Genomic DNA, 25,110 nt, shown 5'->3' with positions numbered 1-25,110 from the left:
TCATCCCAAGCGGCGGACCAGGGAGATCAGCCGCCGCAACCAAGGATTCTGAGCCGAGGGCCTCAGAAACTCCACCGCCGTGCTCTTCGTCACTTCGGAGAAAGTGGGGTAGGGATAGACCAACCCTGCCAAATCGGAAACCTTCAAGCCGCGGCTCATGGCCAGAACCCACGGCATGATCAGCTCGCCCGCATGGGCACCGGCGATGGAGCAGCCCAGGATCCTGCCCCGCGGGGTGACGACGGCCTTCACGTGTCCTTCGGTTCGCCTTTCCGTGCGTGCCCTGTCGTTGTCGGCAAAGGCCCAGCGCAGGATGCGGATGGCGCCATGCTCCTCCCTCGCCTGCGCCTCCGTCAGGCCGACGGAGGCGAGCTCGGGCGCCGTGTAGGTGACCCGGGGGACAGGTGCCTGCCCGACGCGGATGGGCAGCCGGAAGAGGGCGTTGCGGATCACGAGGCCCGCATGATGATTCGCCACATGGGTGAACCGGGCTCCGGCGCCGGAGCCGCCGGCACAGTCGCCGATAGCGTAAACGCGCCGATTGGAGGTCCTCAGCCCGCGGTCGACCCGGATGCCGGACGCGTCGGTCTCGATCCCGGCATTCTCAAGGCCCAAACCATCCACGATGGGCTTGCGGCCTGTCGCCACGAGCAGATGGCTCCCGTCGATCCTCTCACCGCCGTTAAGGAAGAGGCTGATGCCTCCTCCTTCAGTCTGCGCGACCCGGTCGATGGTCACCCCGATCCTGACGGAAACGCCGTCCGATCGTAGCGCGTGCCCGACGACCCCTGCCATTTCGGGATCCTCCTGTGCCAGAAGGTCCTTCCCGGCCTCCAGAATCGTCACCATCACCCCCAGGAGCCGATAGGCCTGGGCGATCTCGACGCCTATGGCTCCGCCGCCGATCACGACGAGATGCGCGGGCTTCTCAGATAGATCGAAGATGGTTTCGTTGGTGAGGTAGGAGACCTGATCAAGCCCCTGAATCGGTGGAACCGAGGGCCGGGAGCCGGTCGCGATGACGAAGCGACGGGCCCGGATGGTCCGTTCTCCCGCCATGACGGTGTTTTCGCTTGTGAACCGAGCCTCGGCCTGGATCACCGTCACCCCCATGGCCCGGTAGCGGGCAATGGAATCCATCGGGGCTATTGCGGCAATGGTCCCCTGCACATGCGCATGGAGCTTGGCAAAGTCGACGACAGGTTCGGCTCCTCCGATCCCGAAATGCTCAGCTTCGAGCATGTTCCCGGCGCGAAGCGCTGCCGCGATCAGCGCCTTAGACGGCACACAGCCCACATTGAGGCAGTCTCCGCCCATCGCGTCCTTCTCGACCAGCACCACGGCGGCCCCTAGAGAGGCTGCGATGGAGGCGACCGACAGGCCGGCCGATCCTGCGCCGATGACGCAGAAATCCGGCTCAAGAACCTTTTGGGCCCCGTTATCCGTCTGCCCCACCATCAGCCCTTTCCAATGGCGCGACTGCGCCAATACCTGAGCGCGATCGGAACCAAGGCCAGAATTCCCAGGATAGCGAGAGCCACCATCAGCTCGGGCGTCAAGAGGCTCTTGGCGCTGAAATCGACCGTGCAGTTGCTCCGCCCAGCGGCCAGGCAATCGGCACGCAGCCGCTCGTGCCTGGCGATCACCTCGTCGAGGCCTGATCCGGCGAGGGCGAAGGCGAAGGAGGCCGGCAGCATGCCGAGCTGGGTCGCCAGCACGAAGGGCTTCAGGCGCATGCCGAAGAAGGCTGCGGCCAGATTTGTCAGCCAGAACGGCACGACAGGAATCAGGCGCAGGGAGAGAAGATAGAGGAACGACTGCTTTCTGAAGCCCTCCGCAAGATTCTGGATGTGGGAGCCAGCCCGCTGCAGGAGCGGCCGCCCCAGGGAGGTCCGGGCAATCAGGAAGATGTTGGCAGCCCCGAGCGTTGCGGCAAGGTTGGCCGTGATGCCTCCGAGAGGCCAGCCGAACAGATAGCCCCCGATGGCTGTCAGGAAGGCGGAGGCCGGAAGAGAGAGGGTCACGGCCGCCACATAGATCAGGCCGTACAGCCCCAGCATGGCCAGGCTTCGGGCGGCAACGAGCTCCTGCAGCCAGGCTTGGTAGCGGATGAACGTATCGAAGGTGAGGGAGCGGTGGGCGCCCGTTGCGAAGACGGCTCCGATCCCCAACAGGACGAGCGCCAGAGGCACCATGCGCCAGAAGCGGCGCCCTCCCCCCGGGCGGTCGTGTTTCAGCTGCGTCTCGGCCACGTGTCCTCCTGGAACCGGTGTGGTATGTAGCGTCTGGCAAGGTCAAGCCTATGGGCCCGTCACAGCTTGGTGAGGCGAGGCCCGATTGCCGCATCGGGCCCAGAGCGGCGTTGACTTTGCCCTACCATTCCGTCATAAGCCCGCAAGCTGACAGCGCTCTTCTTGGGCGCTGATCGTTTTTTCGAAACAGTTTCGGGGAAACCCCATCCCAACCAGACGGGCGCGAGCCTTCGAGCACCGCTGCCCCATTCGACCGGAGAAGTGCCGTGAAGAGGACGTATCAACCGAGCAAGCTGGTTCGCAAGCGCCGCCACGGCTTCCGTGCGCGCATGGCGACCAAGGGTGGCCGCAAGGTCATTGCCGCTCGCCGCGCCCATGGCCGCAAGCGCCTGTCGGCGTAAGCAGCCTTAGGACCGCCCGATGCGCGAACCCCGCGCAGCGTCAAGCCTCGGGCGTCTGACGAAAAGACCTGACTTCGTCGCGGCGGCCTCCGGCCGCCGCTTTCATACCGAGAGGATGACGGTTCAAGCCCGCTTGCGCGAAGGTTCCGGTCTCGGCCTGCGCTTCGGCCTTACGGTCACGAAGCGGGTCGGCCACGCCACCGAGCGCAACCGGATCAAGCGCCGGCTCCGGGCCGCCATCCCCACGGCAGGCCAGGACTACCTAACCATCGATGCGGATGTTGTCGTCATTGGACGGCGAGACATCCTCTCAGCCGATTTCGACGTGCTCATCGACGATCTTCGACGCGCACTGCGGGCGGTCACCAAGCCGAAAAACGCTTCTCCCGCAGAGCGTTCTTCCTCACCTCCCTCCAACGGCGAGCGTCGCGGACATTCCCATGCGTGATGACAACAAAAACCTCATCATCGCCATCGTGCTGTCGATGGCGGTTCTGCTAGGCTGGCAGTACTTCTTTGCGGCTCCAGAGGCTGAAAAGCAGCGCCAAGCCGCTCAGCAACATCAATCCACGCAGGTCAATCCCAACGCGCCGAATCCGCCCGCCAGCCCGAGCCAGGCCGGCGGCGCCGCTCCCACGGTACCGGGAACCGTGCCCAGCACCCCTGTGGCGCCTGCCGTCGAAACCCGCGAGGCGGCGCTCGCCCGCTCGCCGCGCGTGGCCATCAACACCCCCGCCATCGCCGGCTCGATCAACCTGCGCGGCGGCCGCATCGATGACGTATCGCTCAAGAATTACCGCGAGACCGTCGATCCGCGCAGCCCGAACATCGTGCTGCTTTCGCCCGCCGGGACCCAAAACCCTTATTATGCCGATTTCGGCTGGGTCGGAGCGCAGAATGGCGCACTGCCGACTGCCGAGACGGTCTGGACCGCCGATCAAGCGACGCTGACCGCGTCCACTCCGGTGACGCTCAGCTGGGACAACGGCCAGGGTCTCATCTTCCGGCGCACGATCTCCGTGGACGACAAGTCCATGTTCACCGTGAAGAATGCCGTTGAGAACCGCGGCTCCACGCCCGTGACCCTGCACCCCTACGGCCTCGTCTCCCGCCATGGCAGGCCGACGACGCTTGGCTATTACGTGCTGCATGAAGGCCTGATCGGTGTTCTCGGCGACAAGGGCCTGCAGGAATACACCTACGACGCCATCGCCAAGGAAGAGCCGGTTCCCGCCGGTCAGAACGCCGTGGGCGAAGTGTGGGACGATGTGAGCGGCGGCTTTGTCGGCATCACCGACAAGTACTGGGCTGCCGCCGTCATCCCCGATCAGACGCAGCCTTACCAAGGTTCCTTTACCATGCGCCAGGGCCCGACGGGCCAGATCTATCAGGCCAACATGCTCGGCACGGCGCAGGCACTCCAGCCCGGCGCCACCACGGAAGTGACCCAGCGCCTCTTCGCAGGTGCCAAGGAGGTTGCGACCGTCGATGCCTATCATGACGCGCTTGGCATCAAGAACTTCGATCTCCTGATCGACTGGGGCTGGTTCTACTTCATCACCAAGCCGCTGTTTAAGGTGCTCGACTTCTTCTTCCACCTGTTCGGCAATTTCGGCATCGCGATCCTGCTCGTCACGGTGCTTCTGAAGATCCTGTTCTTCCCGCTCGCCAACAAGTCCTACGCCTCCATGGCGAAGATGAAGGCGGTGCAGCCGGAGATGACCTCGATCCGCGAGCGCTATGCCGACGACAAGATGAAGCAGCAGCAGGCGCTGATGGAGCTGTACCGCAAGGAGAAGATCAATCCGGTCGCCGGCTGCTGGCCGGTGCTGATCCAGATCCCGGTGTTCTTCGCGCTCTACAAGGTGCTCTTCGTCACCATCGAAATGCGCCACGCGCCCTTCTTCGGCTGGATCCGCGACCTCGCAGCACCCGATCCGACCTCGGTCTTCAACCTGTTCGGCCTGCTGCCCTACAACCCTGGTGCGGTGCCGGTGATCGGTCACTTCCTCATGCTCGGCGTGTGGCCGCTCCTCATGGGCATCACCATGTGGCTGCAGATGAAGATGAACCCGGAGCCGCCAGACCCGGTCCAGAAGCAGGTCTTCGCCTGGATGCCGGTGATCTTCACCTTCATGCTGGGCTCCTTCCCGGCCGGCCTCGTGATCTACTGGGCCTGGAACAACCTGCTCTCGGTCACCCAGCAGGCCTTCATCATGCGCAAGAACGGCGTGAAGATCGAGTTATGGGACAACCTGCGCAAGACCTTCAGCCGTAAGACCAGCACCGCCAAGGGCTGAACGGCCACGGACTGAAATGTGATCATCCCCGGGCATCGTCCCGGGGATTTTCGTTTGATGATGGCGAGAGCGCCGCCATTTCTTCCAATCGTCACGCATCTATATCAATCGTCGATGCCATGCGGTGACGGACAATGAGCGCTTCCGAGGAAACAGCGAAGCAGGACCCGGGATCGGACGCACCCCGTGAAATCGAGCTGAAGCTGGAACTCGCCTCCGGCGCGGCCGAGGATCTGCTCGCACATCCCCTCCTCGACAAGGCGCGTCCGCTCCTCAAGCAGAGCGGACAGCTCCATGCGGTCTATTTCGACACCGATGACCATGCCCTGCATCGCGAGGGCATCAGCCTGCGCATCCGCCGCCGGAATGGAAAAGACATCCAGACCATCAAGGCAGAAGGTCCCCACAAGGGCATCGCCATGGATCGCGGGGAGTGGGAAACGCCCGTCGATGGCGAACTCGACCTGTCCGCCGCAGCCGGCACCCCGCTCGAGAAACTCATCGCGGACGAGACCCTGCGGGCGGACCTCAAGCCAGCCTTCACGGTCGAAACGGATCGGCAGGCCTTCGAGGCCGAGTTCGACGGTGCCGTGATCGAGGTGGCCCTCGACCGGGCCAAGGCTTCCAACGGGGACAAGGCCGTCACCTTCTCGGAAATCGAGCTCGAACTGCGCCAGGGCCGCGCCGGCGCCCTCTTCACCCTTGCCCGCCGCCTGAGCGAGGCGGCTCCCCTGCGGCTCTCGACGGTGGCGAAATCCGAACGCGGCTACCGCCTCCTCGACGAGGAAACCCTTCGCCCCGTTCGGGCCGGGAAGATCGCCCTATCGAAGGATGCGACCTGCGCCGAGGCCTTCCGGATCATTGCCCAATCGTGCCTCGCCCAAGTAGTGCAGAATGAAGCCCTGGTGCGCCTCACGCAGGCTCCTGACGCCCTGCACCAGATGCGCGTGGGCCTGCGCCGCCTGAGAGCCGCCATTTCCCTGTTCAAGAACCAGCTGTTGACCGATCCGGAGAGCGCCGAGATCCGGGACAACCTTCGCTGGGCCGGGGAGGCGCTGGGTACGGCGAGGGACCGCGACGTCTTCATGGAGCGGCTGCGCTCCATGGATGGGCCCGAAGCCGATCCGTCGCACATGGACGAGATCGAGCGCCGTCGGGCACAAGCCTATGAGGATCTGCTGGAAGCTCTCGAATCCCGCCGCTTCATGGACGTGGTCCTGCAGACGGCCGCCTGGATCGAGGCCGGCGCCTGGATGACGTCCGACGACGAGGGGCACAGGTCGGCCCGGCAGCGCCCTGCCCGGGATTTTGCAGCAGCCGAGCTCTCGCGCCGCTTCAAGCGCACCCGCAAGATGGCAAAGCATCTGCGGGACGTCGGCGACGACGAGCGCCACGAACTGCGGATCCGCATCAAGAAGCTGCGCTACGGCACCGAGTTCTTCGGCTCGCTCTTTCGCTCGGAGAAAGCGCGCAAGCGTCGCAAGAAGTTCTTGGGCATCCTGGAGGATCTGCAGGAACGGCTCGGGACCTTGAATGATCTCGCCGTCGGCGGCTCCCTTGCCCTGTATCTCCCCGAGGTTTCGCCCAGGCGCATGGAACGGCAAAAGGAAAAGCTCCTCGACAAAAGCGAGGCCGGCCTTGCCAAGCTCGCCAAGGCCGATCCCTTCTGGCACTGACCCGTCCCGAGCCTGCCGGGAGGAAATCGGCCGGGAGCCTTGAAGAAAGCCGTTCGAGCGCCGATAAGAGCCCCATGACCGAAACAAGCCCCCCAAACCAGGACATCGATCCCTTCATCGAGATCGGCCGCAAGCTCTTTGCAGGAGAGGCCGATTTCATCTGGGCCGCCAACTCCCTCAAGAACCTGCCGCCCATGAGCAAGGTGGAGATTGCCTTTGGCGGGCGCTCCAACGTGGGCAAGTCGAGCCTTGTCAACGCGCTCACCGGGCGCAATACGCTGGCGCGCACGTCGCACACGCCGGGCCGCACGCAGCAGCTCAACTTCTTCACCATCAACGACCGCTTCCACCTCGTCGACATGCCCGGCTACGGCTATGCCGCCGTCGAGAAGCAGAAGGTCGAGGCCTGGACGCAGCTGATCCACGATTACCTGCGCGGCCGGGCGAGCCTGGCCCGCGTCTATGTGCTGATCGATGCCCGCCACGGCATCAAGCCCGTGGACGAGGCGGTGCTGGAGACCCTCGGCACGGCAGCGGTCTCCTATCAGATCGTGCTGACCAAGGCGGACGAGCTGAAGCCGGGCGAGCTCGACAAGCGCATGGCCGACACCCTGCAGAAGATCGAGAAGCGCGCAGCCGCCTTCCCGGAGATCCTCGCCACCTCGAGCCGCTCCGGTCTCGGCATTCCGGAACTGCGGGCCGGGGTCGCCAGGCTCCTGAGCGAGAGAGGCGCGGGATGAGCCTCGGCCTCAGGGTCCTGATCGTTCTCGCCTCCCTGTCGGGCCTCCTCGGCGTCGGCCTCTCCGCCGCCGCGGCCCATGTCACGGGCGGCAACCTGACCACGGCGGCCCAATTCCTGCTCTTTCATGCCCCTGCCCTGCTGGCTCTCGTTGGTCTGATCGCTGCAGGTGCTGTAAACCCGATGCTGGCGCAGGTCGCTGGCTATGTGCTGGTGCTGGGGCTCGTCCTGTTCTGCGGCGATCTTTCCCGCCGGGTGTTCTCGGGCGTGGCGCTGTTTCCAAGGGCAGCGCCTGCAGGCGGAATTCTCCTAATGGCAGGGTGGCTGCTGGTGGGGCTATCGAGCGTCTTCACCCGCCCATAGAAAACAATCCATAATATAACTTAACGGCTCTCTTAGAGACAGAGGCAGCAAACGAGCAAGTGTGTGCGACATTCTGTTATTTATGAAATGTTGTAACTTATCATAGAATTGGTATCATAACGCTGCTCGTTTCCAAGGAGAAGACAATGTGGTTCCTACAGGGTTTGTATCAGCTAACCTCAACCGAGATGAATTACTCAGTTCCGGAATACCAGAACATAAAGTACTTTACCTCTTTTCAAGAATTGCTAGCTGCAAGTCGTGATCCAAACAGTACTGTCTATAATGTTCACGTCATGGGCAATGAAAGCGCTAACCGTATCATTGGCAGCACATTGGTTAACGACCTAAACGGAGGCGCCGGCGCCGATACACTCGAGGGACGAGATGGCGACGACTACTTAGACGGAGGTATCGGGGCAGACCTGCTGATCGGTGGAGATGGGAATGACTCCTACCGCGTGGATGACGCAGGCGACCTCGTCGTCGAAGCAGATAACAATGGCAGCGATTTCGTCGTTTCGAAAATCAGCTATGTGCTGCCTGATCACGTTGAAAAATTGCAGCTCACCGGCTCCGGATACGGTAGCGCCGAGAGCTACGAAAGCCTCAACGGAACAGGCAATGCCTTGGACAACGAGGTGACTGGCAATGCCGGCAACAACCATTTGAGGGGCCTCGGCGGCGACGACAGACTTTACGATGTCGGTGGAACCGATACGCTGGAGGGCGGCTCGGGCGATGATATGTACTACATCGACAGCATCAACAGCACCGTCGTGGAAGCTGCTGATGGCGGGAAGGATACAGCCTTCCTCATGTTCCACGTTCAAGATCTTGGTGTCGTTGACTTCGGCAAGCTCAAGAACATCGAAGTCATCCACTTCGCCAACTACTCTTCAGGCAAATACGCCATCCTGGAAGATGGTGAATTCTTCGTCATCGATGACAAGCTGAATGCCAAGAAGCCGAACGACCTGGACGATTTCGAGGTGAAGAGCGATACGATCGGCCTCTCCAAGTCCATCTTCTCCAAGGTTGCCAAGAAAGGCGAGCTCAAGAAGGGGGCTTTCTGGACTGGCTCGAAGGCGCACGACAAGGATGATCGGATCATCTACGACAAGAAGGCCGGTGACCTCTATTACGATGCGGACGGTTCAGGTTCTCGCAAAGCCGTCAAGTTCGCTGACCTCGACAAAAATCTGAAGATGACGGCCCAAGACTTCTTCGTCATGTAACTGGCTAGGGCCGCCTTGGGCGGCCCTTTCACTCTATCCAATACTCTGGTTCTCAAGCGAACCGTCGATCTTGTGCGGCGCCATAGGCATCATAGCGGTTTCCATAACATCTGACCTGGGCTAGAAGGCAGGCCGTTTGATCCCGATGACCGCGCCGGAGCTGCCCATGTCCGATCCGTCCACGCCCCTTCCCGACGTCCATGTGCAGGCCGAGGTGCTTGTGCAGGCTCTGCCGCACATGCAGCGCTACGACCAGCAGATGGTCGTGATCAAGTACGGCGGCCATGCCATGGGCGACCGGGCGGCGGCCGAGGATTTCGCCGAGGACGTGGTTCTCCTCGAACAGGCAGGCATCAAGCCCGTGGTCGTCCATGGCGGAGGGCCTCAGATCGGGAAGATGCTCGAGAAGCTCGGCATCAAGTCCGAGTTCAAGGGTGGGCTTCGCGTCACGGATGCCGCCACCGTCGAGGTGGTCGAGATGGTGCTCGCGGGCTCGATCAACAAGCAGATCGTCGGCTGGATCGGCGCCGAAGGCGGAAAGGCCGTCGGCCTGTCGGGCAAGGACGGCAACATGGTCACCGCCCGCAAGGTCACCCGCACGGCCGTCGACCCTGATTCCAACATCGAGAAGGTGGTGGACCTGGGCTTCGTCGGCGAGCCCGAGCACGTGAACCGGGAGGTTCTGGACCAGGTGCTGCAGGCCGAGCTGATCCCGGTCCTTGCGCCCGTCGCGATCGGCCAGGACGGCCAGACCTACAACGTCAACGCGGACACCTTTGCCGGTGCCATCGCCGGCGCCCTGACGGCAAAGCGCCTCCTCCTGCTGACCGACGTTCCGGGCGTTCTCGACAAGAACAAGAATCTCATTCCGGAAATGACCATCGAGGATTGCCGCCGCCTGATCGCCGACGGCACCATCACCGACGGCATGATCCCGAAGATCGAGACCTGCATCTATGCCCTGGAAAGGGGCGTGGAGGCCGTCGTCATCCTCGACGGCAAGGTGCCCCATGCGGTGCTGCTGGAGCTGTTCACCGATCACGGCGCCGGTACCCTGATCCGCAGGGGCTAGGACTTCACCCTTTCCGAAGCGGCAGAGAACGCTTATATTTCCATCAGTGGGGCCGCACGGCCCCATTGTCGTCTTCGGGATCCATGAACGCCAAGCCAGCCATCGAGAGCCACCTGTCCTCCCCCGAATCCCGTCCCTTCTCGCACGTGGAGACGTGGGTCTTCGACCTGGACAATACGCTCTATCCGCACACCTCGCGGGTCTGGCCACAGATCGACCAGCGCATCACCCTCTACATCACTGAGCTGTTCGGGCTCGATGGGCTGTCGGCGCAGGCGCTGCAGAAGTATTTCTATCACAAATACGGCACGACCCTTAAGGCGCTGATCGACGAGTACAACATCGATCCGCATGATTTCCTCGACTTCGCCCACGACATCGACCACACCGACATCGAGCTGAACCACAGCCTAGGTGAGGCGATCGAGCGGCTTCCCGGGCGCAAGCTCATTCTCACCAACGGTTCACGCAAGCACGCGGAGAACGTGGCGAGGAAGATCGGCATCCTCGACCATTTCGAGGACGTGTTCGACATTGCCGCCTCCAACTTCGTGCCCAAGCCCGACCGGCGCGCCTACGAGATCTTCCTTGAGAAGCACGGGGTGGAGCCCTCCCGCTCGGCCATGTTCGAGGACATCGCCAAGAACCTGACCGTCCCACACGAGCTCGGCATGACGACGACCCTGATCGTGCCGAAGACCCTCGACCCCTTCCGGGAAAGCTTCGAGCAGGAGGCAATCAGGACGCCGGACATCGACTACATCACGAACGATCTGGCGGATTTCCTGCGGGCCTACGCACTGCCCTCGAAGAAGTAAGCTGGCTTCGCCATAGATCAGGTGACAGGTTGAGGCGCCATTGCTAATCAGGCGGCAGCGAAACCCTTGCCCCGAGTTGCCGATGTCCACCACTGATCTCGCCCAAACGATCGATGCCGCCTGGGAGGACCGGGCCAATGTGAACGCCTCCACGACAGGAGCCGTGCGCGAGGCTGTGGAGCAGGCCATGAGCCTTCTCGATTCCGGCAGGGCGCGCGTCGCCGAGAAAATGGCTGGCGGCGAGTGGCAGGTGCATCAGTGGCTGAAGAAGGCCGTGCTCCTGTCCTTCCGCCTGAATGACATGGGCATCATCAAAGGCGGCCCCGGCGAGGCCGTGTGGTGGGACAAGGTTCCCTCCAAGTTCGACAGCTGGTCCGAGGCCGAGTTCAGGCAGGCGGGGTTCCGTGCCGTGCCGAACTGCACCGTGCGCCGCGGCGCCTATATCGCTTCCGGCGTGGTGCTGATGCCGTCTTTCGTCAATCTCGGCGCCTATGTGGATGAGAACACCATGGTCGATACCTGGGCGACGGTCGGCTCCTGCGCCCAGATCGGCAAGAACGTTCACCTCTCCGGCGGCGTCGGCATCGGCGGCGTTCTGGAGCCGCTCCAGGCCAATCCCACCATCATCGAGGACAATTGCTTCATCGGCGCCCGCTCCGAAGTCGTGGAGGGCGTCGTGGTCGGTGAGGGTTCGGTGCTCTCCATGGGAGTCTTCATCTCGGCCTCTACCAAGATCATCGATCGCAACACCGGCGAGGTCTTCGTCGGTCGCGTGCCGCCCTACTCGGTGGTCGTACCCGGCACGCTTCCCGGCAAGCCCCTGCCGGACGGCTCGCCCGGCCCGTCCCTCTACTGCGCCGTCATCGTGAAGCGCGTCGATGCCCAGACGCGGGCGAAGACCGGCATCAACGAGCTGCTCCGCGATTGATCCGATGACCTCCTCCCCCCTCCTCCTCGCCCAGTCCCTCCTGCGCTGCCCCTCCGTGACGCCGGAGGAGGGCGGAGCGCTCGCCTTCATCGAGGGCGTACTGAAGGAGGCGGGGTTCGAGGTGCACCGCCCGGTCTTTTCCGAGCCCGGCACACCGGACGTGGAAAACCTCTATGCCCGCTACGGCAAGAGCGAGCCCCACCTGCTGTTTGCCGGTCACACCGATGTGGTGCCGCCGGGCGATGCGAGCCGCTGGGCGCACGATCCGTTCAGCGGCGAGATCCATGGCGGCGAGCTCTACGGGCGCGGCGCCGTCGACATGAAGGGCGGCATCGCCTGCATGATGGCGGCGGCGCTCGACTTCATCCGTGCAAACCCGGACTTCAAAGGCTCCATCGGCTTCCTCATCACGGGAGACGAGGAGGGGCCGGCCATCAATGGGACGGTCAAGCTCCTCGAATGGGCCAAGGACCGCGGCGAGCGCTTCGACCACTGCATCCTGGGTGAGCCGACCAACCCAAACCAGCTCGGCGACATGATCAAGATAGGCCGACGCGGCTCGCTCACGGGCCGGATTACCGTCGAAGGCAAGCAGGGGCATGTGGCCTATCCGCATCTGGCTGATAATCCGATCCCCGGCATGATGCGCCTGCTCTCAGGTCTCCTGAGCGAACCGCTCGATCACGGCACGGAGCACTTCGACGCTTCGAACCTGGAGGTGACGAGTGTCGACGTGGGCAACCCGGCCTCCAACGTCATCCCGGCAGAGGCGCGGGCGACCTTCAACATCCGCTTCAACGATCTCTGGACGCCCCAAAGCCTAGAGGAGGAGATCGAGCGTCGCCTGCGCGAGGCCGCCGGCAACACGGTGCGCTACACCCTCACGATGGACCCCACCAATGCGGTCGCCTTCCTGACGCCGCCGAACGCGTTCGTGGGTTTCATCGCCGATGCCATCAAGGCCGAGACCAGCTGGCAGCCGAAGCTTTCCACCACGGGCGGCACCTCAGACGCTCGCTTCATTGTGAAGTATTGCCCGGTGGTCGAGTTCGGCCTCGTGGGTCAGACCATGCACCAGATCGACGAGCGGGTTCCGGTTGCCGATTTGGGTCGCTTGACAGGGATTTACCGCAAGGTGCTGGACGCCTATTTCACCGCGTCACCCTGAGAGCCGAAGCCTGAATATTTAGACTAAAGTCGGAAAATGAGCGGAACGTTTTGGCGCGTCCGTCCATTCATCGTGATCAAGTGTCTCCCACGTTGAGGCTGCTCATGATCGTCACGGCGGATGAGGTCAATCGCTCGTTCAAGGGAACCCTCGACCTGCTCAACAGCAGGGCGGAAGGATTGAAGTCCTTCGACATGAGCGAGCGAGGCTTCTGGCGCTCCTTCACGGCGCTCTGGCTGACCCTTCCGGCCTATGTGGTGTCCCTCGCCTTCGAGCGCCTGCGTCTCGGACTGCTTCAACCAGACCGGTCTCTCTTGGACAATCTCTGGATCGATTTGGTCGTCGCATTGGGTCATGTGGCGGGCTTCGTAGCCTTGCCATTGGCCATGATCTGTGTTGCGCGCTGGTTTCGTCTCGAGAAAGCCTATGTGCCCTTCGTGATCGTGACGAACTGGATCTCCGTCATCGGCATGCTGATGCTCTCCGTGCCGGCCATGCTCGTACTACTGGGGTGGGCACCGCCTGCGCTCGCCAGCCTTTTCAGCCTCGCCTTCGCCATCATCATCGTCCGGCTGCAATGGTTCGCCACCAAGTCGACGCTGGGCCTCTCAAGCCTGCCGGCGTTGGGCGTCGTCGTGCTCGGCATCGTGCTCAATTCCTTCGTGGCCGGCGCGATGCGGGGGCTTCTAGGATAGCTCCGGATAATCGACGCCAATCAGGTAGAGGCCTGTCGGCGGAGCCATGGGGCCGCAGCGCTTACGGTCCTGCGCTTCGAGGGCCGCCCGCACATCCTCCACCGACCAGCGCCCGGCGCCCGCTCGCTCCAGCGTGCCCGTCATCGAGCGAACCTGATGGTGCAGGAACGAGCGGGCGGACGCATAGAGGCGGATCTCGTCGCCGATCCGCTCGACGTCGAGCCGGTCGAGGGTGCGGATCGGGCTGTTGGCCTGACATTCGGCGGCCCGGAACGTGGTGAAGTCGTGCCGTCCGATCAGCATTTTCGCAGCCTCGTGCATCACTTCCGCATCAAGCGTCCACGCCACGTGCCAGACCCGGCTCGCCTCAAGGGTCGGGGGCGCCCGCCGGTTGAGGATGCGGTAGACGTAGTGCCTCTTCACAGCCGAAAGGCGGGCGTTGAAGGTGTCGGGCACGATCCGCGCCGAGAGAATCGCCACGGGTGCAGGCCTCAGGTGGGAGTTGGTGGCATCCCGCACCGTATCCGGCCGCCACTCCTTCTCCAGATCCACATGCACGACCTGATGGGTGGCATGAACGCCTGAATCGGTGCGGCCGGCGCAGTGGATGCGCACGGGTGTCCCGGTAAAGCGCGCAATCGCATCCTCCACCGCCTGCTGCACGGAGAGGCCGTTCGTTTGATGCTGCCACCCGGTGAACGGCGTGCCGTCATACTCGACGACAAGCTTGTAGCGAGGCATGTTTAATTCAGTTCTGCAAAGGCCCGGGCATAGGAGACCGGGCCATGGGCGCCTTTCCCCTGATCGGAAAGCGCAAGGGCCTGGAGATAAGGCCCGTCATACGGGGTTTTCAGCTTCTCCGCCAGCTTCGGATCAAACCCGAAGCGGCCGTAATAATGCGGCTCTCCAAGGACGACGACCAGATCGTACCCGCCGTTCCTGAGCCGTTCCAGGCTGTGCCGCACAAGCTGTGCCCCGATGCCCTGCTGCCGGAAGGAGGGGACCACTGCCAGCGGAGCCAGCACGCAGGCCTTGATGGAGGGAATCTCGTGCAGCCTCAGATGGGAATAGGCGATGTGCCCTGCCGGTTGATCGTTATAGGCGGTCAGGGAGAGGAGCAGATCGCCGTCATTCTGCATATTCCGCACCAGATCGGCCTCCGCCGATTGTCCGAAGGCTTCCACATAGATCGCATAGATCGCCTGCCAGTCTGCGGAATCCTTCAGATGGATCGTCATAGGTGGCCCTCACCCGAAGCGGGCGCCCGGACCGAGCCTCACGCCGCGCAGGAATTCCTCGAAGGCTACGGGGCCTTTGCCGGCTCGTTGAACCTGGATGAGACGGACAGCCCCGTCGCCACAAGATATTATACCATTAATATCAAGCAGTGTCCCTGGGGAAGCTTCGCCTTTCCCCAGGGTCGCACGCAGCACCTTCACCCGTTCCTGACCCTTGCCGAAATCGGCGACGAAGTAGGCTCCCGGAAAGGGCGAGAGCCCGCGGATGTGATCGTGGACGGCCTGCGCCGGCCTCGACCAGTCGATCAGGCCATCCTCGTTCTTGAGCTTATGGGCATAGGTCACGCCCATCTCGGGCTGGGGCGTGAAGCTCAAGCCTCCACGGGACAAGGCCGCAAGCGCCCGCACCATGAGATCGGCACCGAGGACCATCAGCTTGTCGTGCAATTCGCCCGCATTCATGGCGGGCGTGACCGCCACCCGCTCGACCATGGCGACAGGGCCGGTGTCGAGCCCCTCCTCCATCTTCATGACGGCAATGCCGGTCTGGTTGTCCCCTGCCATGATGGCGCGCTGGATCGGGGCCGCGCCGCGCCAGCGGGGGAGCAGGGAGGCATGCAGATTGAGGCAGCCGAGTTCCGGCGCATCGAGGATCGCCTTCGGGAGCAGCATGCCGTAGGCCACGACCACCGCCACATCGGCCCCATGGCTGCGGAAAATCTCCGCAGCCTCGTCCGTGCGCAAGGTCTTGGGCGTGAACACAGGAATCCCGAACCGGTCCGCCATGGTGTGGACTGGAGAGGGCTTCAGCTCCATGCCGCGGCCGGCGGCGGCCGGCGGGCGGGTGTAGACGGCCACCACCTCGTGACCCTGGCCGACGATTTCGGAGAGGGTGGGCACCGCGAAATCGGGCGTGCCCATGAAGACGACGCGAAGGCTCATGCGCCGGCCTCGCGCTTGGCTGCCTTCTTGAACTTGGTCGTGACCCGATCGCGCTTGAGCTTCGACAGGTAGTCGATGAACAGGACCCCGTTCAGGTGATCGATCTCGTGCTGGACGCAGGTGGCCAGCAGCCCGTCCGCATCCTGCTCGACACTCTCCCCCTGCAGGTTCATGTAGCGGAAGCGCACCCGGTCCGGGCGCTCGACCTCCTCGTAATATTCGGGGATCGACAGGCAGCCTTCCTCGTAAACCCGCTTCTCCTCCGAGGCCCAGAGGATCTCGGGATTGATGAGCACCATCGGCTGATGCTCCTCCTCGGATTTCGACACGTCCATGGTCACCATGCGGACCGGCACGCCGATCTGGATGGCGGCAAGGCCGACGCCGGGGGCGTCGTACATGGTTTCCAGCATGTCGTCCGCAAGCCTGCGGATCTCGCTCGTGATGTCCTTAACGGGCTCGGAAACCAGGCGAAGCTTGGAATCAGGAAGGATGACAAGGGGTCTTATGGTCATGATCGCGGGAGATAAGCGCTTGGGCCAGAATGGTCAAATCGTTCGTCTCCGGCATCGGACCCAAAAGTGGGTCCACTTTCGGGGCTATTCCGATGCCTATCATTCATGAGTGCATCGTTTCCGCGGAAAAGCGGAATCCACTTTTCCGCACGAGGCACTTGTGTTCGGATGCATCCGTCAACCGGAACCTTGGCCTCCATGAACGACGTCGTCCTGATCCTCGGCAAGACCTCCCTGACCTGGGGGCAGATCGTCCTGGGGATGGCAGGCGTCAGCGTCGCCCTCCTGCTCCTCGTCACCGTGCTGCTCCTGCGGACCCGCCGGGAACGGACCCTTGAAGCGATGATCGCCGAAGAGCGGGCGCGGGAGATGGACGAAAAGGTGGCGGAGCTCACCCGCATCCAGTCCGAGATGACGGGCCGGATGCGGACCATCGCCGAGGTGTTCGGCTCCCGTCAGAGCGATTTCGTGCGCATGATCTCGGAGCGGATCGACGGGCTGCAGCACCGGGTCGGCCAAGGGCTGGAGGCTTCCACGCGGCACCAGTCCGAGAACCTGTCCAAGCTCAACGAGCGGCTCGCCGTCATCGATGCCGCGCAGCAGAACCTGACGAACCTCACCGGCGAAATCGTCGGGCTGAAAGACATTCTTTCCAACAAGCAGACCCGCGGCGCCTATGGGCAGGGGCGAATGGAGGCGATCATCCGCGACGGGCTCCCGCCCAGCGCCTTCGAGTTTCAGGCCACCCTTTCCAACCGCACGAGACCCGATTGCCTCGTGCGCCTGCCGGGCGACGAGCGCGGTCTCGTGATCGACGCCAAGTTCCCGCTGGAGGGCTTCACCCTGTTCCGCGAGTCCAAGGGGGACGAGGCGCGCAGCCGTGCGGCTGCACGAGTCCGCAACGATATGCTCGTCCATGTGAAGGACATCGCGGAGAAGTACCTGATCCCCGGCGAGACCCAGGACATCGCCATGCTGTTCGTGCCGGCGGAGTCGATCTACGCCGATCTCGCCGAGCATTTCGACGACGTGGTCCAGAAGGCCCATCGCGCCCGCATCGTCATCGTCTCGCCGTCCCTCCTGACGCTTGCCATACAGGTGATGCAGGCCCTTGTGCGGGATGCCCGCATCCGCGAGGAGGCGCGGGTGATCCAGATCGAGGTGCAGAAGCTCCTGGAAGACGTGGAGCGGCTCGATTCCCGCGTGGCGAAGCTCGACGCTCACTTCCGGCAGGCTCAGGACGACGTGTCCCAGATCAGGGTATCAGCTGACAAGATCGTGAAGCGCGGCGAGAGGATCGAATCCCTCGAGTTCGATGAAGGCGAGGCTGAGGCCCGGGCCGAACTCCTGCGTCTTCAGGGCCGCAATCTTCGAGCCGTGGATTAGGAACCGCCTTTCACCCGCAACGTTCTCCCCAAGCTGCACGATGCGCCAAGCGAATGATGGCGCTCGCATGCTGGCATGTCTCAGAACTTGGGAAGGATTGCGCTATGGGCCTTTTGTCGAAGGACATCAAGTCGTTGGATGACCTCTTCATCCACACCCTGCAGGATATCTACTACGCCGAACAGCAGATCACGAAGGCGCTGCCGGAGATGATCGAACAGGTCACCGATCCGCAGCTGAAGCAGGCTTTCCAAACGCATCTCGGCGAAACCCAGCAGCAGATCCAGATGGTCGAGCAGGTGTTCCGGATGCACGGGCACGATCCGAAGGGCGTGACCTGCCCGGCTATCGATGGCATCATCGACGAGGCACAGGAGATTTCGGGCGAGATCGCCGATCCTCAGGTCCTCGACGCTGCCCTGCTCGCCGCCGCTCAGGCCGTGGAGCACTACGAGATCACCCGCTACGGCACCCTTGTCGCCTGGGCCAAGCAGCTCGGCCGCGACGACTGCGCCGGCGTCCTGCACCAGATCCTGGATCAGGAGAAAGCCACGGATCAGAAGCTCAATCGGATCGCCGAGAGCAAGATCAACACGAAAGCTGCATAAGCTCTTCGTTCTCGAACGGGAATGGCCTCCGAAAGGGGGCCATTTTTGTAGGATGAGCTTAGAAAGACGTGCGCTGCCGGATTGCGGCGGAGAGTGTGCCCTCGTCGAGATAATCGAGCTCGCCGCCGACCGGCACGCCGTGGGCGAGTTTGGTCACCTTGATCGGCAGATGCGCGAGAAGCTCGGTGATGTAGTGGGCCGTGGTCTGCCCATCCACCGTGGCGTTGAGCGCCAGGATGATTTCACCGACCCCGGCTTCGGAGGCGCGCGCCACCAGGCGCTCCAGGTTGAGGTGCTCGGGACGCACGCCGTCGAGGGGCGAGAGGACGCCGCCGAGCACATGGTACCGGGCGTTGACCGCGCCGGAGCGCTCCAGCGCCCAGAGATCGGACACGTCCTCGACCACCACGAGGATGGAGGGATCGCGCTTGGCGTCCCGGCAGATCGTGCAGGGATCCTGCGTATCGACATTGCCGCAGGACGAGCACACGACGATGCGCTCGTTGGCGATGCGCATGGCGTCGCTCAACGGGTTGAGCAGCGTCTCGCGCTTCTTGATGAGATGCAGCGCGGCGCGGCGCGCCGAGCGCGGGCCCAGACCCGGCAGGCGGGCCAGCAATTGGATCAGGCGCTCGATCTCGGGACCGGCAACGTGCTGGGCCATTCAAGTTCTCTTTTGCTTTGATCGCATCGCTTGATGCGAAGAACCGGCATCCACTTTTTCCACTTCTTCGCGCGATGCTCTGCTCAGAACAGCTTCAGGCCGGGCGGCAGCGGAAGGCCCTTTGTCAGGCTCTCCATACGCTCCTGAGCGGCGCGCTCCGCCTTGCCGCGCGCGTCGTTCATGGCAGCCACGATGAGATCCTCGAGGATCTCCTTCTCGTCCGGGTTCATGAGCGATGGGTCGATGCTGATCGACTTGAGGCTTCCCTTGCCGGTCACCTTCACGGATACGACGCCGCCGCCGGACGTGCCGTCGACCTCGAGAGTGTCGAGCTCGGCCTGGGCGTCCTGCAGCTTCTGCTGCATCGCCTGAGCCTGCTTCATCAGTCCCATGATGTCCTTCATGACCGCGTCCTTCGGTTAAAACAGATCGTCGTCTTCCTCGGTCTCGTGGGCCGCGGCCGCATCCTCTTCGCCGAGGATCTCGGTTTCGGCGTCCTCGCCGGCCTTCTCGGAACGCTCGATCACGTTCACGATCTGCGCGCCGGGAAATTTCGAGAGCACCGCCTGCACGAGCGGATGGTTGGCTGCCCCCTCCCTGCGCTCGCGCTCGGCGGCGACCGCCTTCTCGTGCAGGGTCTGCTGCCCCTCCTCGGAGGAGAGCGCGACCATCCAGCGCTCGCCGGTCCATTGCTGGAGCGCACGGGTGAGATCGTTAGCGATGGTGCGGCTGCCGGTCTCGGTGAGGCTGAGCTCGATGCGCCCCTCCTCGAAGCGCACGAGGCGCACATCCCGTTCGAGCTGCGCCTTCAGCACGATCTCGCGCTTCTCTCCGGCAAGCGCCACCACGTCCTCGAACCGGCGCAGGCGCATGGTCGGCTCTGCTTGCGGGACTTGAGGGCGCAGCTGCGGCTGGGCCTGCGAGGTCGCCAGCGCCATGGTGCCGGAGATGGCGGGACCGGAGGGCCGGGAGGGCGCCGGGCCGCCTTCGGGCAGCGATGCGCCGTCCTTCAAGGCGCGCAGGGCCTCGTCCGGCGTCGGCAGGTCGGCCGCGTAGGCGAGGCGCACGAGCACCATCTCGGCCGCCGCGATGGGGCGGTTCGAGGCCTGAACCTCGGGAATGCCCTTGAGGAGAATTTGCCAGGCGCGGGACAAAGTCCGCACTGAAAGCTTCCCGGCATAGTCCGTGCCGCGGGTGCGCTCGATCTCGGAGAGAGCGGGATCTCTCGCCGCCTCCGGGATCAGCTTGAGGCGGGTGACGATATGCGAGAAGGCGGCGAGATCGGAGAGGATCACGCCCGGATCGGCGCCGGCATCGTATTGCGAGCGCAAGCCCGCGAAGGCCGCCGGCACGTCGCCGCGCATGACGGCTTCGAACAGGTCGATGACCTGGGTGCGGTCGGCGAGCCCCAGCATGTCGCGCACGGTGTCGGGCGTGACCACGCCGGCGCCGTGGGCGATGGCCTGGTCCATCAGCGACAGGGAATCGCGCGCCGAGCCTTCCGCCGCGCGGGCGATGGCCGCGAGCGCTTCCGCGTCGGCCTTCACGCCCTCCGATTGGCAGATGCGGCTCAGATGGGCCACGAGCTTGTCCGCCTCGATCCGGCGCAGATCGAAGCGCTGGCAGCGGGACAGGATCGTGACTGGCACTTTCCGGATTTCGGTGGTGGCGAAGATGAACTTCGCGTGCGGCGGCGGCTCCTCCAGCGTCTTCAGGAAGGCGTTGAACGCCTTCTCCGAGAGCATGTGGACCTCGTCGATGATGTAGACCTTGTAACGGGCCGCCACGGGCGAATAGCGGATGCCGTCGATGATCTGGCGGACGTCGTCGATGCCCGTATGGGAGGCAGCGTCCATCTCGAGCACGTCCACATGCCGCGATTCCATGATCGCCTGGCAGTGAACGCCCAGTTCCGGCATGTGGATGGTCGGAGCGCCAGAGCCGTCGGCCTTCTGGTAGTTGAGGCCGCGGGCCAGGATGCGGGCGGTGGTGGTCTTGCCGACGCCGCGGACGCCGGTGAGCATCCAGGCCTGCGGAATGCGCCCGGTCTCGAAGGCGTTCGAGAGGGTGCGGACCATCGCCTCCTGACCGATCAGGTCGTCGAAGGTCTTGGGGCGGTATTTTCGGGCAAGAACGCGATAGGGCGAGGCCGGCGCAGCGGATGCGGGCATGGCGGGGAAGCCAGGCAGGGCCGGCTCGTCGTTCAGGGGCGTGCCGGCTGTGGTATCGTCCATCGACTGCAAGGCTTTGGAAAATCTTTAAGGTGGGAGGCTGGACGAAGACCCGTTCGGTCTCGTTAGGGCTGCTTCCTTCCGGACCTGACCCGGTTGGCGAGTGAGACGTCCCTCGCCAACCTCCCATCGGCTATATGAGGGTATCGGTCCGGAAACGCAAGTTGGAAACAGTTATCCAAAGGCTGTCATCACGGGGCTGCGTCGGCAGAACCCGGGATCGCCGGATGAGAATGGTGCCTTATCCGGCTTGCGATCCCGGATCTCCGCTTCGCTTCGTCCGGGATGACAGCTCACGAAGGCTGACACGGTGCCGCAGGCTCGGTTACATAGCCCCATGACATTCCAGCTCGATTCCCGGCTCGACGCCGACACGATCCCCGTCGGCGACCTCGCCCTCTCCTCGGTCCTGCTCCTGAACGACGCACGTTTCCCCTGGTTCGTGCTGGTGCCGCGCATCGCGGGGATCAGCGAACTGACGGACCTCTCGGACGACCAATCCGCCCAACTGATGCAGGAGATCCGCATCGCCACCAAGGTCATGCTGGAGCTCTCCAAGCCCGACAAGGTGAATGTGGGGGCGCTGGGCAACATCGTGACGCAGCTTCATGTCCACGTGGTCGGGCGCTTTCGTTCCGATCCGGCCTGGCCCGGTCCCGTCTGGGGACACGGCACCCGCACCCCCTATCCTCCTCATGCGGCCAGCGCCCTGATCGAGCGCGCCGCCACTCTTTTCGCGGCAGCCTGAACCCATGAACCGTCCCATCGGCTACATTTCGAATCCGCTCGTCCGCCACAGCGCGGAGAGGGACCCGGAGGCGATCACCAACGCCCTGGCCAATCCCTGGACCGCCATGGTGATCCTGGCGGGAGACCTTCCCATCCTGCAGGCTGGGGAGCCGGGAACCAGCCTTCTGCCCGCCTCGGTTCTGACGCGCCTTCCCGATCATCAGGAGCAGGTGTTTCTCGGGACCCTCGAGGATCGCCCGGTGGTGGCAACCCTGGCCGCAGCCGAGGCGGCGGAGCTGTTCCAGGACGATCCGGCCTTCGCGGCCGTGGACCTGCGCTCGATTGCGATGCGGGGCCTCGTGCCAGCCGAGGAACTCGGGATGCTCGCCATGGCCAAGTCCCTGCTCGACTGGCATCGGCGCCACCGCTTCTGCGCCAATTGCGGCGCGCCGACGCAGCCCGCCCAGGCCGGCTTCCGTCGCGACTGCGCCTCCTGCAGCGCCCAGCATTTCCCGCGCACGGACCCGGTGGTGATCATGCTGGTGACCCGCGGCGAAAGGTGCCTGATGGGCCGCCAGCCGCGCTTTCCGGAGAAGATGTATTCCTGCCTCGCGGGCTTCCTGGAGCCGGGCGAGACTATCGAGGACGCGGTGCGGCGGGAGACCTTCGAGGAGGCCGGGATCAGGGTGGGCGCCGTGCGGTATCTCGCGTCCCAGCCCTGGCCTTTCCCATCGAACATCATGATCGGCTGCATCGGAGAGGCCCTCACGGAGGACATCGCCTTCGACGGCGAGGAGCTGGAGGACGCCCGCTGGTTCACGAAGGACGACGTGAGGCGCATGCTGGAGGGCATCCACGAGCAATACTTGGCGCCTGCCCCCATCGCGATTGCGAACCACCTCATCCAGGAGTGGGTGAAGGAATAAGCGAGATTAGAGAGAGTCATCCTGGACGGCGAAGCCGATCCGGGATCGCTCGACAAAGATGGCGCTTGAGCCTCGACGCTGTCATCCCCGCGCAGGCGGGGATCCATAACCACGACCGTCATCGAGAACCCGCGACGGCTGCCTCGCCTTGTTCTGCACTGTCAGCGGTTATGGATCCCGGGCTCTGCTGTGCAGCCCCGGGATGACAGTGCTCTCCTCGTCCCGCGATCCCGGATCTGCGCTGCGCTTCGTCCGGGATGACGGATGTGTCTGTCAAAGAGCCAGCGCCTTGGGGCCCGCAGCGTGAGCTGCGAGCCTTGGGTTGAGATCGAGGGTGGCGCGTCGGGCAGCCCGGCTCGATGGTGTGATTGGAAAGTGAGAGCCGGACTGCTCGTCACGCGCGGTTTGTTTCAGCGGACCTGGATCAAGCCAGGATCGGCCACCCGCGATCACAGGCGTGCGAGACCTGCGGCGGGACCGCTCCCTGCCCCACTCTTGCGACGCCTCGCGAGCGCGCCCCTCGAGGGCGGGGATAGGGAATGATATAGCCCAGCTTAGGACAACTGTCAAGAACAAAGTGAGAACGCGCCACCTGCCCTCTCCCCTGTGCGGGAGAGGGTGGCCCTCGCGTCAGCGAGGGTCGGGAGAGGGGCGGTGCGAGACCGATGACGCCCCCTCTCCCGGCTCACTTTCGTTCGCCACCCTCCCCGCACAGGGGGGAGGGAATGCCCGCACCCTGTCCTGCAGCCGATCCCGGCTCACTCTCGGCATCCGGGATGACAAGCGTCTTCGCAAACTCAAGCCTGCCGGGCCAGCTCGAACCGATACGCGATCTCGGCGACCATCTGCCCGCGCAGATCGAAGGACTGCTCAGGTCCCGCCTGACCGCCGAGCGCCTCATAGAAGCGGCGTGCGGACAGGTTGTCGGTCAGCACCCACAGGCCGACCGTGCGAAACCCTTGGGCAGCGAGGTGTTCGAAGACGCTGGCCATGAGCCTGCAGCCGATGCCGTGACGTTTGACCTTGTCGAGCAGGTAGATCGCGAAGATCTCAGCCTTGGCCCCGAGAAGCTCGGCTGCCTTGCCGCGGATCGGCCCGCCTCGAATGAATCCGACGATCTCGCCGTCATCGGCTTCAGCCACGAGAAGCTTGGCCCGAGGCTCCAGCTCAGCCAGAGCTCTTTGCCATAACTCCATCCGCTCCTCGACGGAGAGGCCCGCGAGTGCCTCCGGCGCGAGGAAATCCCTGTAGGATTCCCGCCAGCCCTGGACGTGGACCTTGGCGATGCCCTCGATGTCCGCCTCCCAGCCCTCGCGGATGCGGATGGTCACTCCGCCGCTTCCCGGATCTTCTCCCGGAACGGATCGGCCGGATAGACGCCGAGGATGCGCAGCTCGCGGGAGAAGAATTCCAGCTCCTCCAGGGCCCGCTTGAGGTTGGCGTCCTCCGGATGGCCATCGACCTCGGCGTAGAACTGCGTCGCCAGGAACTCGCCCTCGAGCATGTAGCTCTCGAGCTTCGTCATGTTGATGCCGTTGGTCGCAAAGCCCCCGAGCGCCTTGTAGAGCGCGGCCGGCAGGTTGCGGACGCGGAACACGAAGGACGTGACCGTCGGGCCGTTTCCGGCGGGGGCCCATTGCGCTTTCTTGGACAGGATGACGAAGCGGGTGGTGTTATGCGCCTCGTCCTCCACGTTCTCCGCCAGGATCTTCAGGCCGTAGATGTCGGCCGCCATGCGGGGTGAAAGCGATGCGCGGGTCGGGTCCTTCCACTCGGACACCTCGCGGGCGGAGCCGGCGGTGTCGCCGGCCACGTGGGCCTTGAGCCCGAGCTTGCGGATGATCTTGCGGCATTGCCCCAGCGCATGGACGTGGCTGTAGACGTCCTTGATGGCGCCGAGATCGGCCTCGGGGATGGCCATGAGATGGAAATGGATCGGCAGGAAGTGCTCGCCGACGATGTGAAGCCCCGAGGTCGGCAGCAGATGGTGGATGTCGGCCACGCGGCCCGCAATCGAGTTCTCGATCGGGATCATGGCCAGCTCCGCCGGACCCTCGTTCACCGCCGCGAAGGCATCCTCGAAGGTCGGGCAGGGCAGAGCCTCCCAATCGGGCCGCGCTTCCGAGCAGGCGGTGTGCGAATTGGCGCCCAGCTCGCCTTGGAACGAAATCAGCTTGGTCATGATGTTCTCCTGCGCATCGCGCGGACCCAGAGGGCCGCG

General features: G+C 63.9%; 27 protein-coding genes and 1 other RNA gene. 16 read left to right on the top strand and 12 right to left on the bottom strand.

What is annotated here, in order from left to right; all coding sequences use genetic code 11:
• Together ILT44_RS00820 and ILT44_RS00815 are read right to left on the bottom strand one after the other, a co-directional pair.
• A complete protein-coding gene (locus tag ILT44_RS00820; RefSeq protein ID WP_204237649.1) occupies window positions 1-1,458 on the bottom strand; it encodes a dihydrolipoyl dehydrogenase family protein in 1,458 nt (485 codons plus the stop codon).
• Window positions 1,458-2,252 (bottom strand): TVP38/TMEM64 family protein, encoded by a 795-nt coding sequence (locus ILT44_RS00815; RefSeq protein ID WP_204237648.1) that lies wholly within the window; start codon window positions 2,250-2,252, stop codon window positions 1,458-1,460. Before ILT44_RS00815 ends, ILT44_RS00820 begins: the two co-directional genes overlap by 1 nt.
• Window positions 2,253-2,518: 266 nt before the next feature.
• On the opposite strand from ILT44_RS00815, the gene rpmH reads away from it, so the two are divergent.
• The 12 genes from rpmH (at window position 2,519) to ILT44_RS00755 (ending at window position 13,650) form a co-directional block, all read left to right on the top strand.
• Complete coding sequence (gene rpmH, locus ILT44_RS00810) at window positions 2,519-2,653, top strand: 50S ribosomal protein L34 (protein ID WP_027314822.1); 135 nt, start codon at window positions 2,519-2,521, stop codon at window positions 2,651-2,653.
• Window positions 2,654-2,672: 19 nt separating this feature from the next.
• Window positions 2,673-3,101 (top strand): ribonuclease P protein component, encoded by a 429-nt coding sequence (gene rnpA / locus ILT44_RS00805; RefSeq protein WP_204237647.1) that lies wholly within the window; start codon window positions 2,673-2,675, stop codon window positions 3,099-3,101.
• On the top strand, window positions 3,094-4,953 hold the full coding sequence (yidC, locus tag ILT44_RS00800; protein WP_204237646.1) for a membrane protein insertase YidC: 1,860 nt from the start codon (window positions 3,094-3,096) through the stop codon (window positions 4,951-4,953). Before rnpA ends, yidC begins: the two co-directional genes overlap by 8 nt.
• Before the next feature lie 134 nt (window positions 4,954-5,087).
• Entirely contained in the window at window positions 5,088-6,629 is a 1,542-nt protein-coding gene (locus ILT44_RS00795) for a CYTH and CHAD domain-containing protein (RefSeq protein WP_204237645.1), read from the top strand.
• Window positions 6,630-6,703: 74 nt separating this feature from the next.
• On the top strand, window positions 6,704-7,369 hold the full coding sequence (yihA, locus tag ILT44_RS00790; protein ID WP_204237644.1) for a ribosome biogenesis GTP-binding protein YihA/YsxC: 666 nt from the start codon (window positions 6,704-6,706) through the stop codon (window positions 7,367-7,369).
• Window positions 7,366-7,731: a DUF423 domain-containing protein gene (locus tag ILT44_RS00785; protein ID WP_204237643.1), complete on the top strand. Its 366-nt coding sequence runs from the start codon at window positions 7,366-7,368 to the stop codon at window positions 7,729-7,731. Before yihA ends, ILT44_RS00785 begins: the two co-directional genes overlap by 4 nt.
• A gap of 146 nt (window positions 7,732-7,877) precedes the next feature.
• Entirely contained in the window at window positions 7,878-8,969 is a 1,092-nt protein-coding gene (locus tag ILT44_RS00780) for a calcium-binding protein (protein WP_204237642.1), read from the top strand.
• 166 nt (window positions 8,970-9,135) lie between these two features.
• Entirely contained in the window at window positions 9,136-10,041 is a 906-nt protein-coding gene (argB, locus tag ILT44_RS00775; RefSeq protein WP_204237641.1) for an acetylglutamate kinase, read from the top strand.
• Window positions 10,042-10,124: 83 nt separating this feature from the next.
• A complete protein-coding gene (locus ILT44_RS00770; RefSeq protein ID WP_204237640.1) occupies window positions 10,125-10,859 on the top strand; it encodes a pyrimidine 5'-nucleotidase in 735 nt (244 codons plus the stop codon).
• Window positions 10,860-10,941: 82 nt separating this feature from the next.
• The gene (gene dapD / locus ILT44_RS00765) at window positions 10,942-11,787 is read left to right on the top strand and encodes a 2,3,4,5-tetrahydropyridine-2,6-dicarboxylate N-succinyltransferase (RefSeq protein WP_204237639.1); all 846 of its coding nucleotides are present in this window, start codon (window positions 10,942-10,944) and stop codon (window positions 11,785-11,787) included.
• A gap of 4 nt (window positions 11,788-11,791) precedes the next feature.
• The gene (gene dapE, locus ILT44_RS00760) at window positions 11,792-12,955 is read left to right on the top strand and encodes a succinyl-diaminopimelate desuccinylase (protein ID WP_204237638.1); all 1,164 of its coding nucleotides are present in this window, start codon (window positions 11,792-11,794) and stop codon (window positions 12,953-12,955) included.
• Between the two features lie 104 nt (window positions 12,956-13,059).
• Window positions 13,060-13,650: a hypothetical protein gene (locus ILT44_RS00755; protein WP_204237637.1), complete on the top strand. Its 591-nt coding sequence runs from the start codon at window positions 13,060-13,062 to the stop codon at window positions 13,648-13,650.
• Here the strand turns inward: ILT44_RS00755 and truA are convergent.
• From truA to def, 4 genes are read right to left on the bottom strand one after another with little or no spacing between them, the layout of a single operon-like run.
• The gene (truA, locus tag ILT44_RS00750) at window positions 13,642-14,391 is read right to left on the bottom strand and encodes a tRNA pseudouridine(38-40) synthase TruA (RefSeq protein ID WP_204237636.1); all 750 of its coding nucleotides are present in this window, start codon (window positions 14,389-14,391) and stop codon (window positions 13,642-13,644) included. The genes ILT44_RS00755 and truA overlap by 9 nt on opposite strands.
• Before the next feature lie 2 nt (window positions 14,392-14,393).
• The gene (locus ILT44_RS00745; protein ID WP_204237635.1) at window positions 14,394-14,888 is read right to left on the bottom strand and encodes a GNAT family N-acetyltransferase; all 495 of its coding nucleotides are present in this window, start codon (window positions 14,886-14,888) and stop codon (window positions 14,394-14,396) included.
• 9 nt (window positions 14,889-14,897) lie between these two features.
• Window positions 14,898-15,830 carry a methionyl-tRNA formyltransferase gene (fmt, locus tag ILT44_RS00740; RefSeq protein WP_204237634.1) on the bottom strand — a complete coding sequence of 311 codons (933 nt, stop codon included), beginning with the start codon at window positions 15,828-15,830 and terminating at the stop codon, window positions 14,898-14,900.
• Window positions 15,827-16,345, bottom strand: coding sequence for a peptide deformylase (gene def, locus ILT44_RS00735; RefSeq protein WP_204237633.1), 519 nt, complete (start codon window positions 16,343-16,345; stop codon window positions 15,827-15,829). Before def ends, fmt begins: the two co-directional genes overlap by 4 nt.
• Before the next feature lie 198 nt (window positions 16,346-16,543).
• Here def and ILT44_RS00730 point away from each other — a divergent pair, with 198 nt between their 5' ends.
• Complete coding sequence (locus tag ILT44_RS00730) at window positions 16,544-17,731, top strand: DNA recombination protein RmuC (RefSeq protein WP_204237632.1); 1,188 nt, start codon at window positions 16,544-16,546, stop codon at window positions 17,729-17,731.
• 104 nt (window positions 17,732-17,835) lie between these two features.
• Complete coding sequence (locus ILT44_RS00725) at window positions 17,836-18,339, top strand: YciE/YciF ferroxidase family protein (RefSeq protein ID WP_204237631.1); 504 nt, start codon at window positions 17,836-17,838, stop codon at window positions 18,337-18,339.
• Between the two features lie 58 nt (window positions 18,340-18,397).
• On the opposite strand, the gene recR is transcribed toward ILT44_RS00725, so the two are convergent.
• The 4 genes from recR to ffs form a co-directional block, all read right to left on the bottom strand.
• The gene (gene recR / locus ILT44_RS00720; protein ID WP_204237630.1) at window positions 18,398-19,003 is read right to left on the bottom strand and encodes a recombination mediator RecR; all 606 of its coding nucleotides are present in this window, start codon (window positions 19,001-19,003) and stop codon (window positions 18,398-18,400) included.
• An 83-nt stretch (window positions 19,004-19,086) separates the two neighbouring features.
• Complete coding sequence (locus ILT44_RS00715; RefSeq protein WP_204237629.1) at window positions 19,087-19,407, bottom strand: YbaB/EbfC family nucleoid-associated protein; 321 nt, start codon at window positions 19,405-19,407, stop codon at window positions 19,087-19,089.
• Between the two features lie 15 nt (window positions 19,408-19,422).
• Window positions 19,423-21,237 (bottom strand): DNA polymerase III subunit gamma/tau, encoded by a 1,815-nt coding sequence (locus ILT44_RS00710; RefSeq protein WP_204237628.1) that lies wholly within the window; start codon window positions 21,235-21,237, stop codon window positions 19,423-19,425.
• A gap of 28 nt (window positions 21,238-21,265) precedes the next feature.
• Window positions 21,266-21,362: signal recognition particle sRNA small type (ffs, locus tag ILT44_RS00705), an RNA gene on the bottom strand.
• A gap of 209 nt (window positions 21,363-21,571) precedes the next feature.
• On the opposite strand from ffs, the gene ILT44_RS00700 reads away from it, so the two are divergent.
• Window positions 21,572-21,982, top strand: coding sequence for an HIT domain-containing protein (locus tag ILT44_RS00700; RefSeq protein WP_204237627.1), 411 nt, complete (start codon window positions 21,572-21,574; stop codon window positions 21,980-21,982).
• 4 nt (window positions 21,983-21,986) lie between these two features.
• Window positions 21,987-22,889: an NAD(+) diphosphatase gene (gene nudC / locus ILT44_RS00695; RefSeq protein WP_204237626.1), complete on the top strand. Its 903-nt coding sequence runs from the start codon at window positions 21,987-21,989 to the stop codon at window positions 22,887-22,889.
• Between the two features lie 797 nt (window positions 22,890-23,686).
• Here nudC and ILT44_RS00690 read toward each other — a convergent pair.
• Together ILT44_RS00690 and ILT44_RS00685 are read right to left on the bottom strand one after the other, a co-directional pair.
• Window positions 23,687-24,220 (bottom strand): GNAT family N-acetyltransferase, encoded by a 534-nt coding sequence (locus ILT44_RS00690; protein WP_204237625.1) that lies wholly within the window; start codon window positions 24,218-24,220, stop codon window positions 23,687-23,689.
• Window positions 24,217-25,071, bottom strand: coding sequence for a prephenate dehydratase (locus tag ILT44_RS00685; protein ID WP_204237624.1), 855 nt, complete (start codon window positions 25,069-25,071; stop codon window positions 24,217-24,219). Before ILT44_RS00685 ends, ILT44_RS00690 begins: the two co-directional genes overlap by 4 nt.
• Window positions 25,072-25,110 lie beyond the last annotated feature (39 nt).

It is taken from the genome of Microvirga arvi (assembly GCF_016892765.1).
GTDB lineage: Bacteria > Pseudomonadota > Alphaproteobacteria > Rhizobiales > Beijerinckiaceae > Microvirga > Microvirga arvi.
This window is presented reverse-complemented; position numbering and strand designations above follow the sequence as displayed.

Coding starts and splice junctions, on each gene's coding strand:
- ILT44_RS00745 (WP_204237635.1), bottom strand. CDS start 14,888: ATGACGATCCATCTGAAGGATTCCGCAGACTGGCAGGCGATCTATGCG.
- ILT44_RS00730 (WP_204237632.1), top strand. CDS start 16,544: ATGAACGACGTCGTCCTGATCCTCGGCAAGACCTCCCTGACCTGGGGG.
- ILT44_RS00710 (WP_204237628.1), bottom strand. CDS start 21,237: ATGGACGATACCACAGCCGGCACGCCCCTGAACGACGAGCCGGCCCTG.
- ILT44_RS00715 (WP_204237629.1), bottom strand. CDS start 19,407: ATGAAGGACATCATGGGACTGATGAAGCAGGCTCAGGCGATGCAGCAG.
- ILT44_RS00685 (WP_204237624.1), bottom strand. CDS start 25,071: ATGACCAAGCTGATTTCGTTCCAAGGCGAGCTGGGCGCCAATTCGCAC.
- ILT44_RS00785 (WP_204237643.1), top strand. CDS start 7,366: ATGAGCCTCGGCCTCAGGGTCCTGATCGTTCTCGCCTCCCTGTCGGGC.
- nudC (WP_204237626.1), top strand. CDS start 21,987: ATGAACCGTCCCATCGGCTACATTTCGAATCCGCTCGTCCGCCACAGC.
- ILT44_RS00755 (WP_204237637.1), top strand. CDS start 13,060: ATGATCGTCACGGCGGATGAGGTCAATCGCTCGTTCAAGGGAACCCTC.
- ILT44_RS00700 (WP_204237627.1), top strand. CDS start 21,572: ATGACATTCCAGCTCGATTCCCGGCTCGACGCCGACACGATCCCCGTC.
- argB (WP_204237641.1), top strand. CDS start 9,136: ATGTCCGATCCGTCCACGCCCCTTCCCGACGTCCATGTGCAGGCCGAG.
- rnpA (WP_204237647.1), top strand. CDS start 2,673: ATGCGCGAACCCCGCGCAGCGTCAAGCCTCGGGCGTCTGACGAAAAGA.
- truA (WP_204237636.1), bottom strand. CDS start 14,391: ATGCCTCGCTACAAGCTTGTCGTCGAGTATGACGGCACGCCGTTCACC.
- ILT44_RS00770 (WP_204237640.1), top strand. CDS start 10,125: ATGAACGCCAAGCCAGCCATCGAGAGCCACCTGTCCTCCCCCGAATCC.
- fmt (WP_204237634.1), bottom strand. CDS start 15,830: ATGAGCCTTCGCGTCGTCTTCATGGGCACGCCCGATTTCGCGGTGCCC.
- dapE (WP_204237638.1), top strand. CDS start 11,792: ATGACCTCCTCCCCCCTCCTCCTCGCCCAGTCCCTCCTGCGCTGCCCC.
- yihA (WP_204237644.1), top strand. CDS start 6,704: ATGACCGAAACAAGCCCCCCAAACCAGGACATCGATCCCTTCATCGAG.
- yidC (WP_204237646.1), top strand. CDS start 3,094: ATGCGTGATGACAACAAAAACCTCATCATCGCCATCGTGCTGTCGATG.
- ILT44_RS00795 (WP_204237645.1), top strand. CDS start 5,088: ATGAGCGCTTCCGAGGAAACAGCGAAGCAGGACCCGGGATCGGACGCA.
- dapD (WP_204237639.1), top strand. CDS start 10,942: ATGTCCACCACTGATCTCGCCCAAACGATCGATGCCGCCTGGGAGGAC.
- recR (WP_204237630.1), bottom strand. CDS start 19,003: ATGGCCCAGCACGTTGCCGGTCCCGAGATCGAGCGCCTGATCCAATTG.
- ILT44_RS00725 (WP_204237631.1), top strand. CDS start 17,836: ATGGGCCTTTTGTCGAAGGACATCAAGTCGTTGGATGACCTCTTCATC.
- ILT44_RS00780 (WP_204237642.1), top strand. CDS start 7,878: ATGTGGTTCCTACAGGGTTTGTATCAGCTAACCTCAACCGAGATGAAT.
- ILT44_RS00820 (WP_204237649.1), bottom strand. CDS start 1,458: ATGGTGGGGCAGACGGATAACGGGGCCCAAAAGGTTCTTGAGCCGGAT.
- def (WP_204237633.1), bottom strand. CDS start 16,345: ATGACCATAAGACCCCTTGTCATCCTTCCTGATTCCAAGCTTCGCCTG.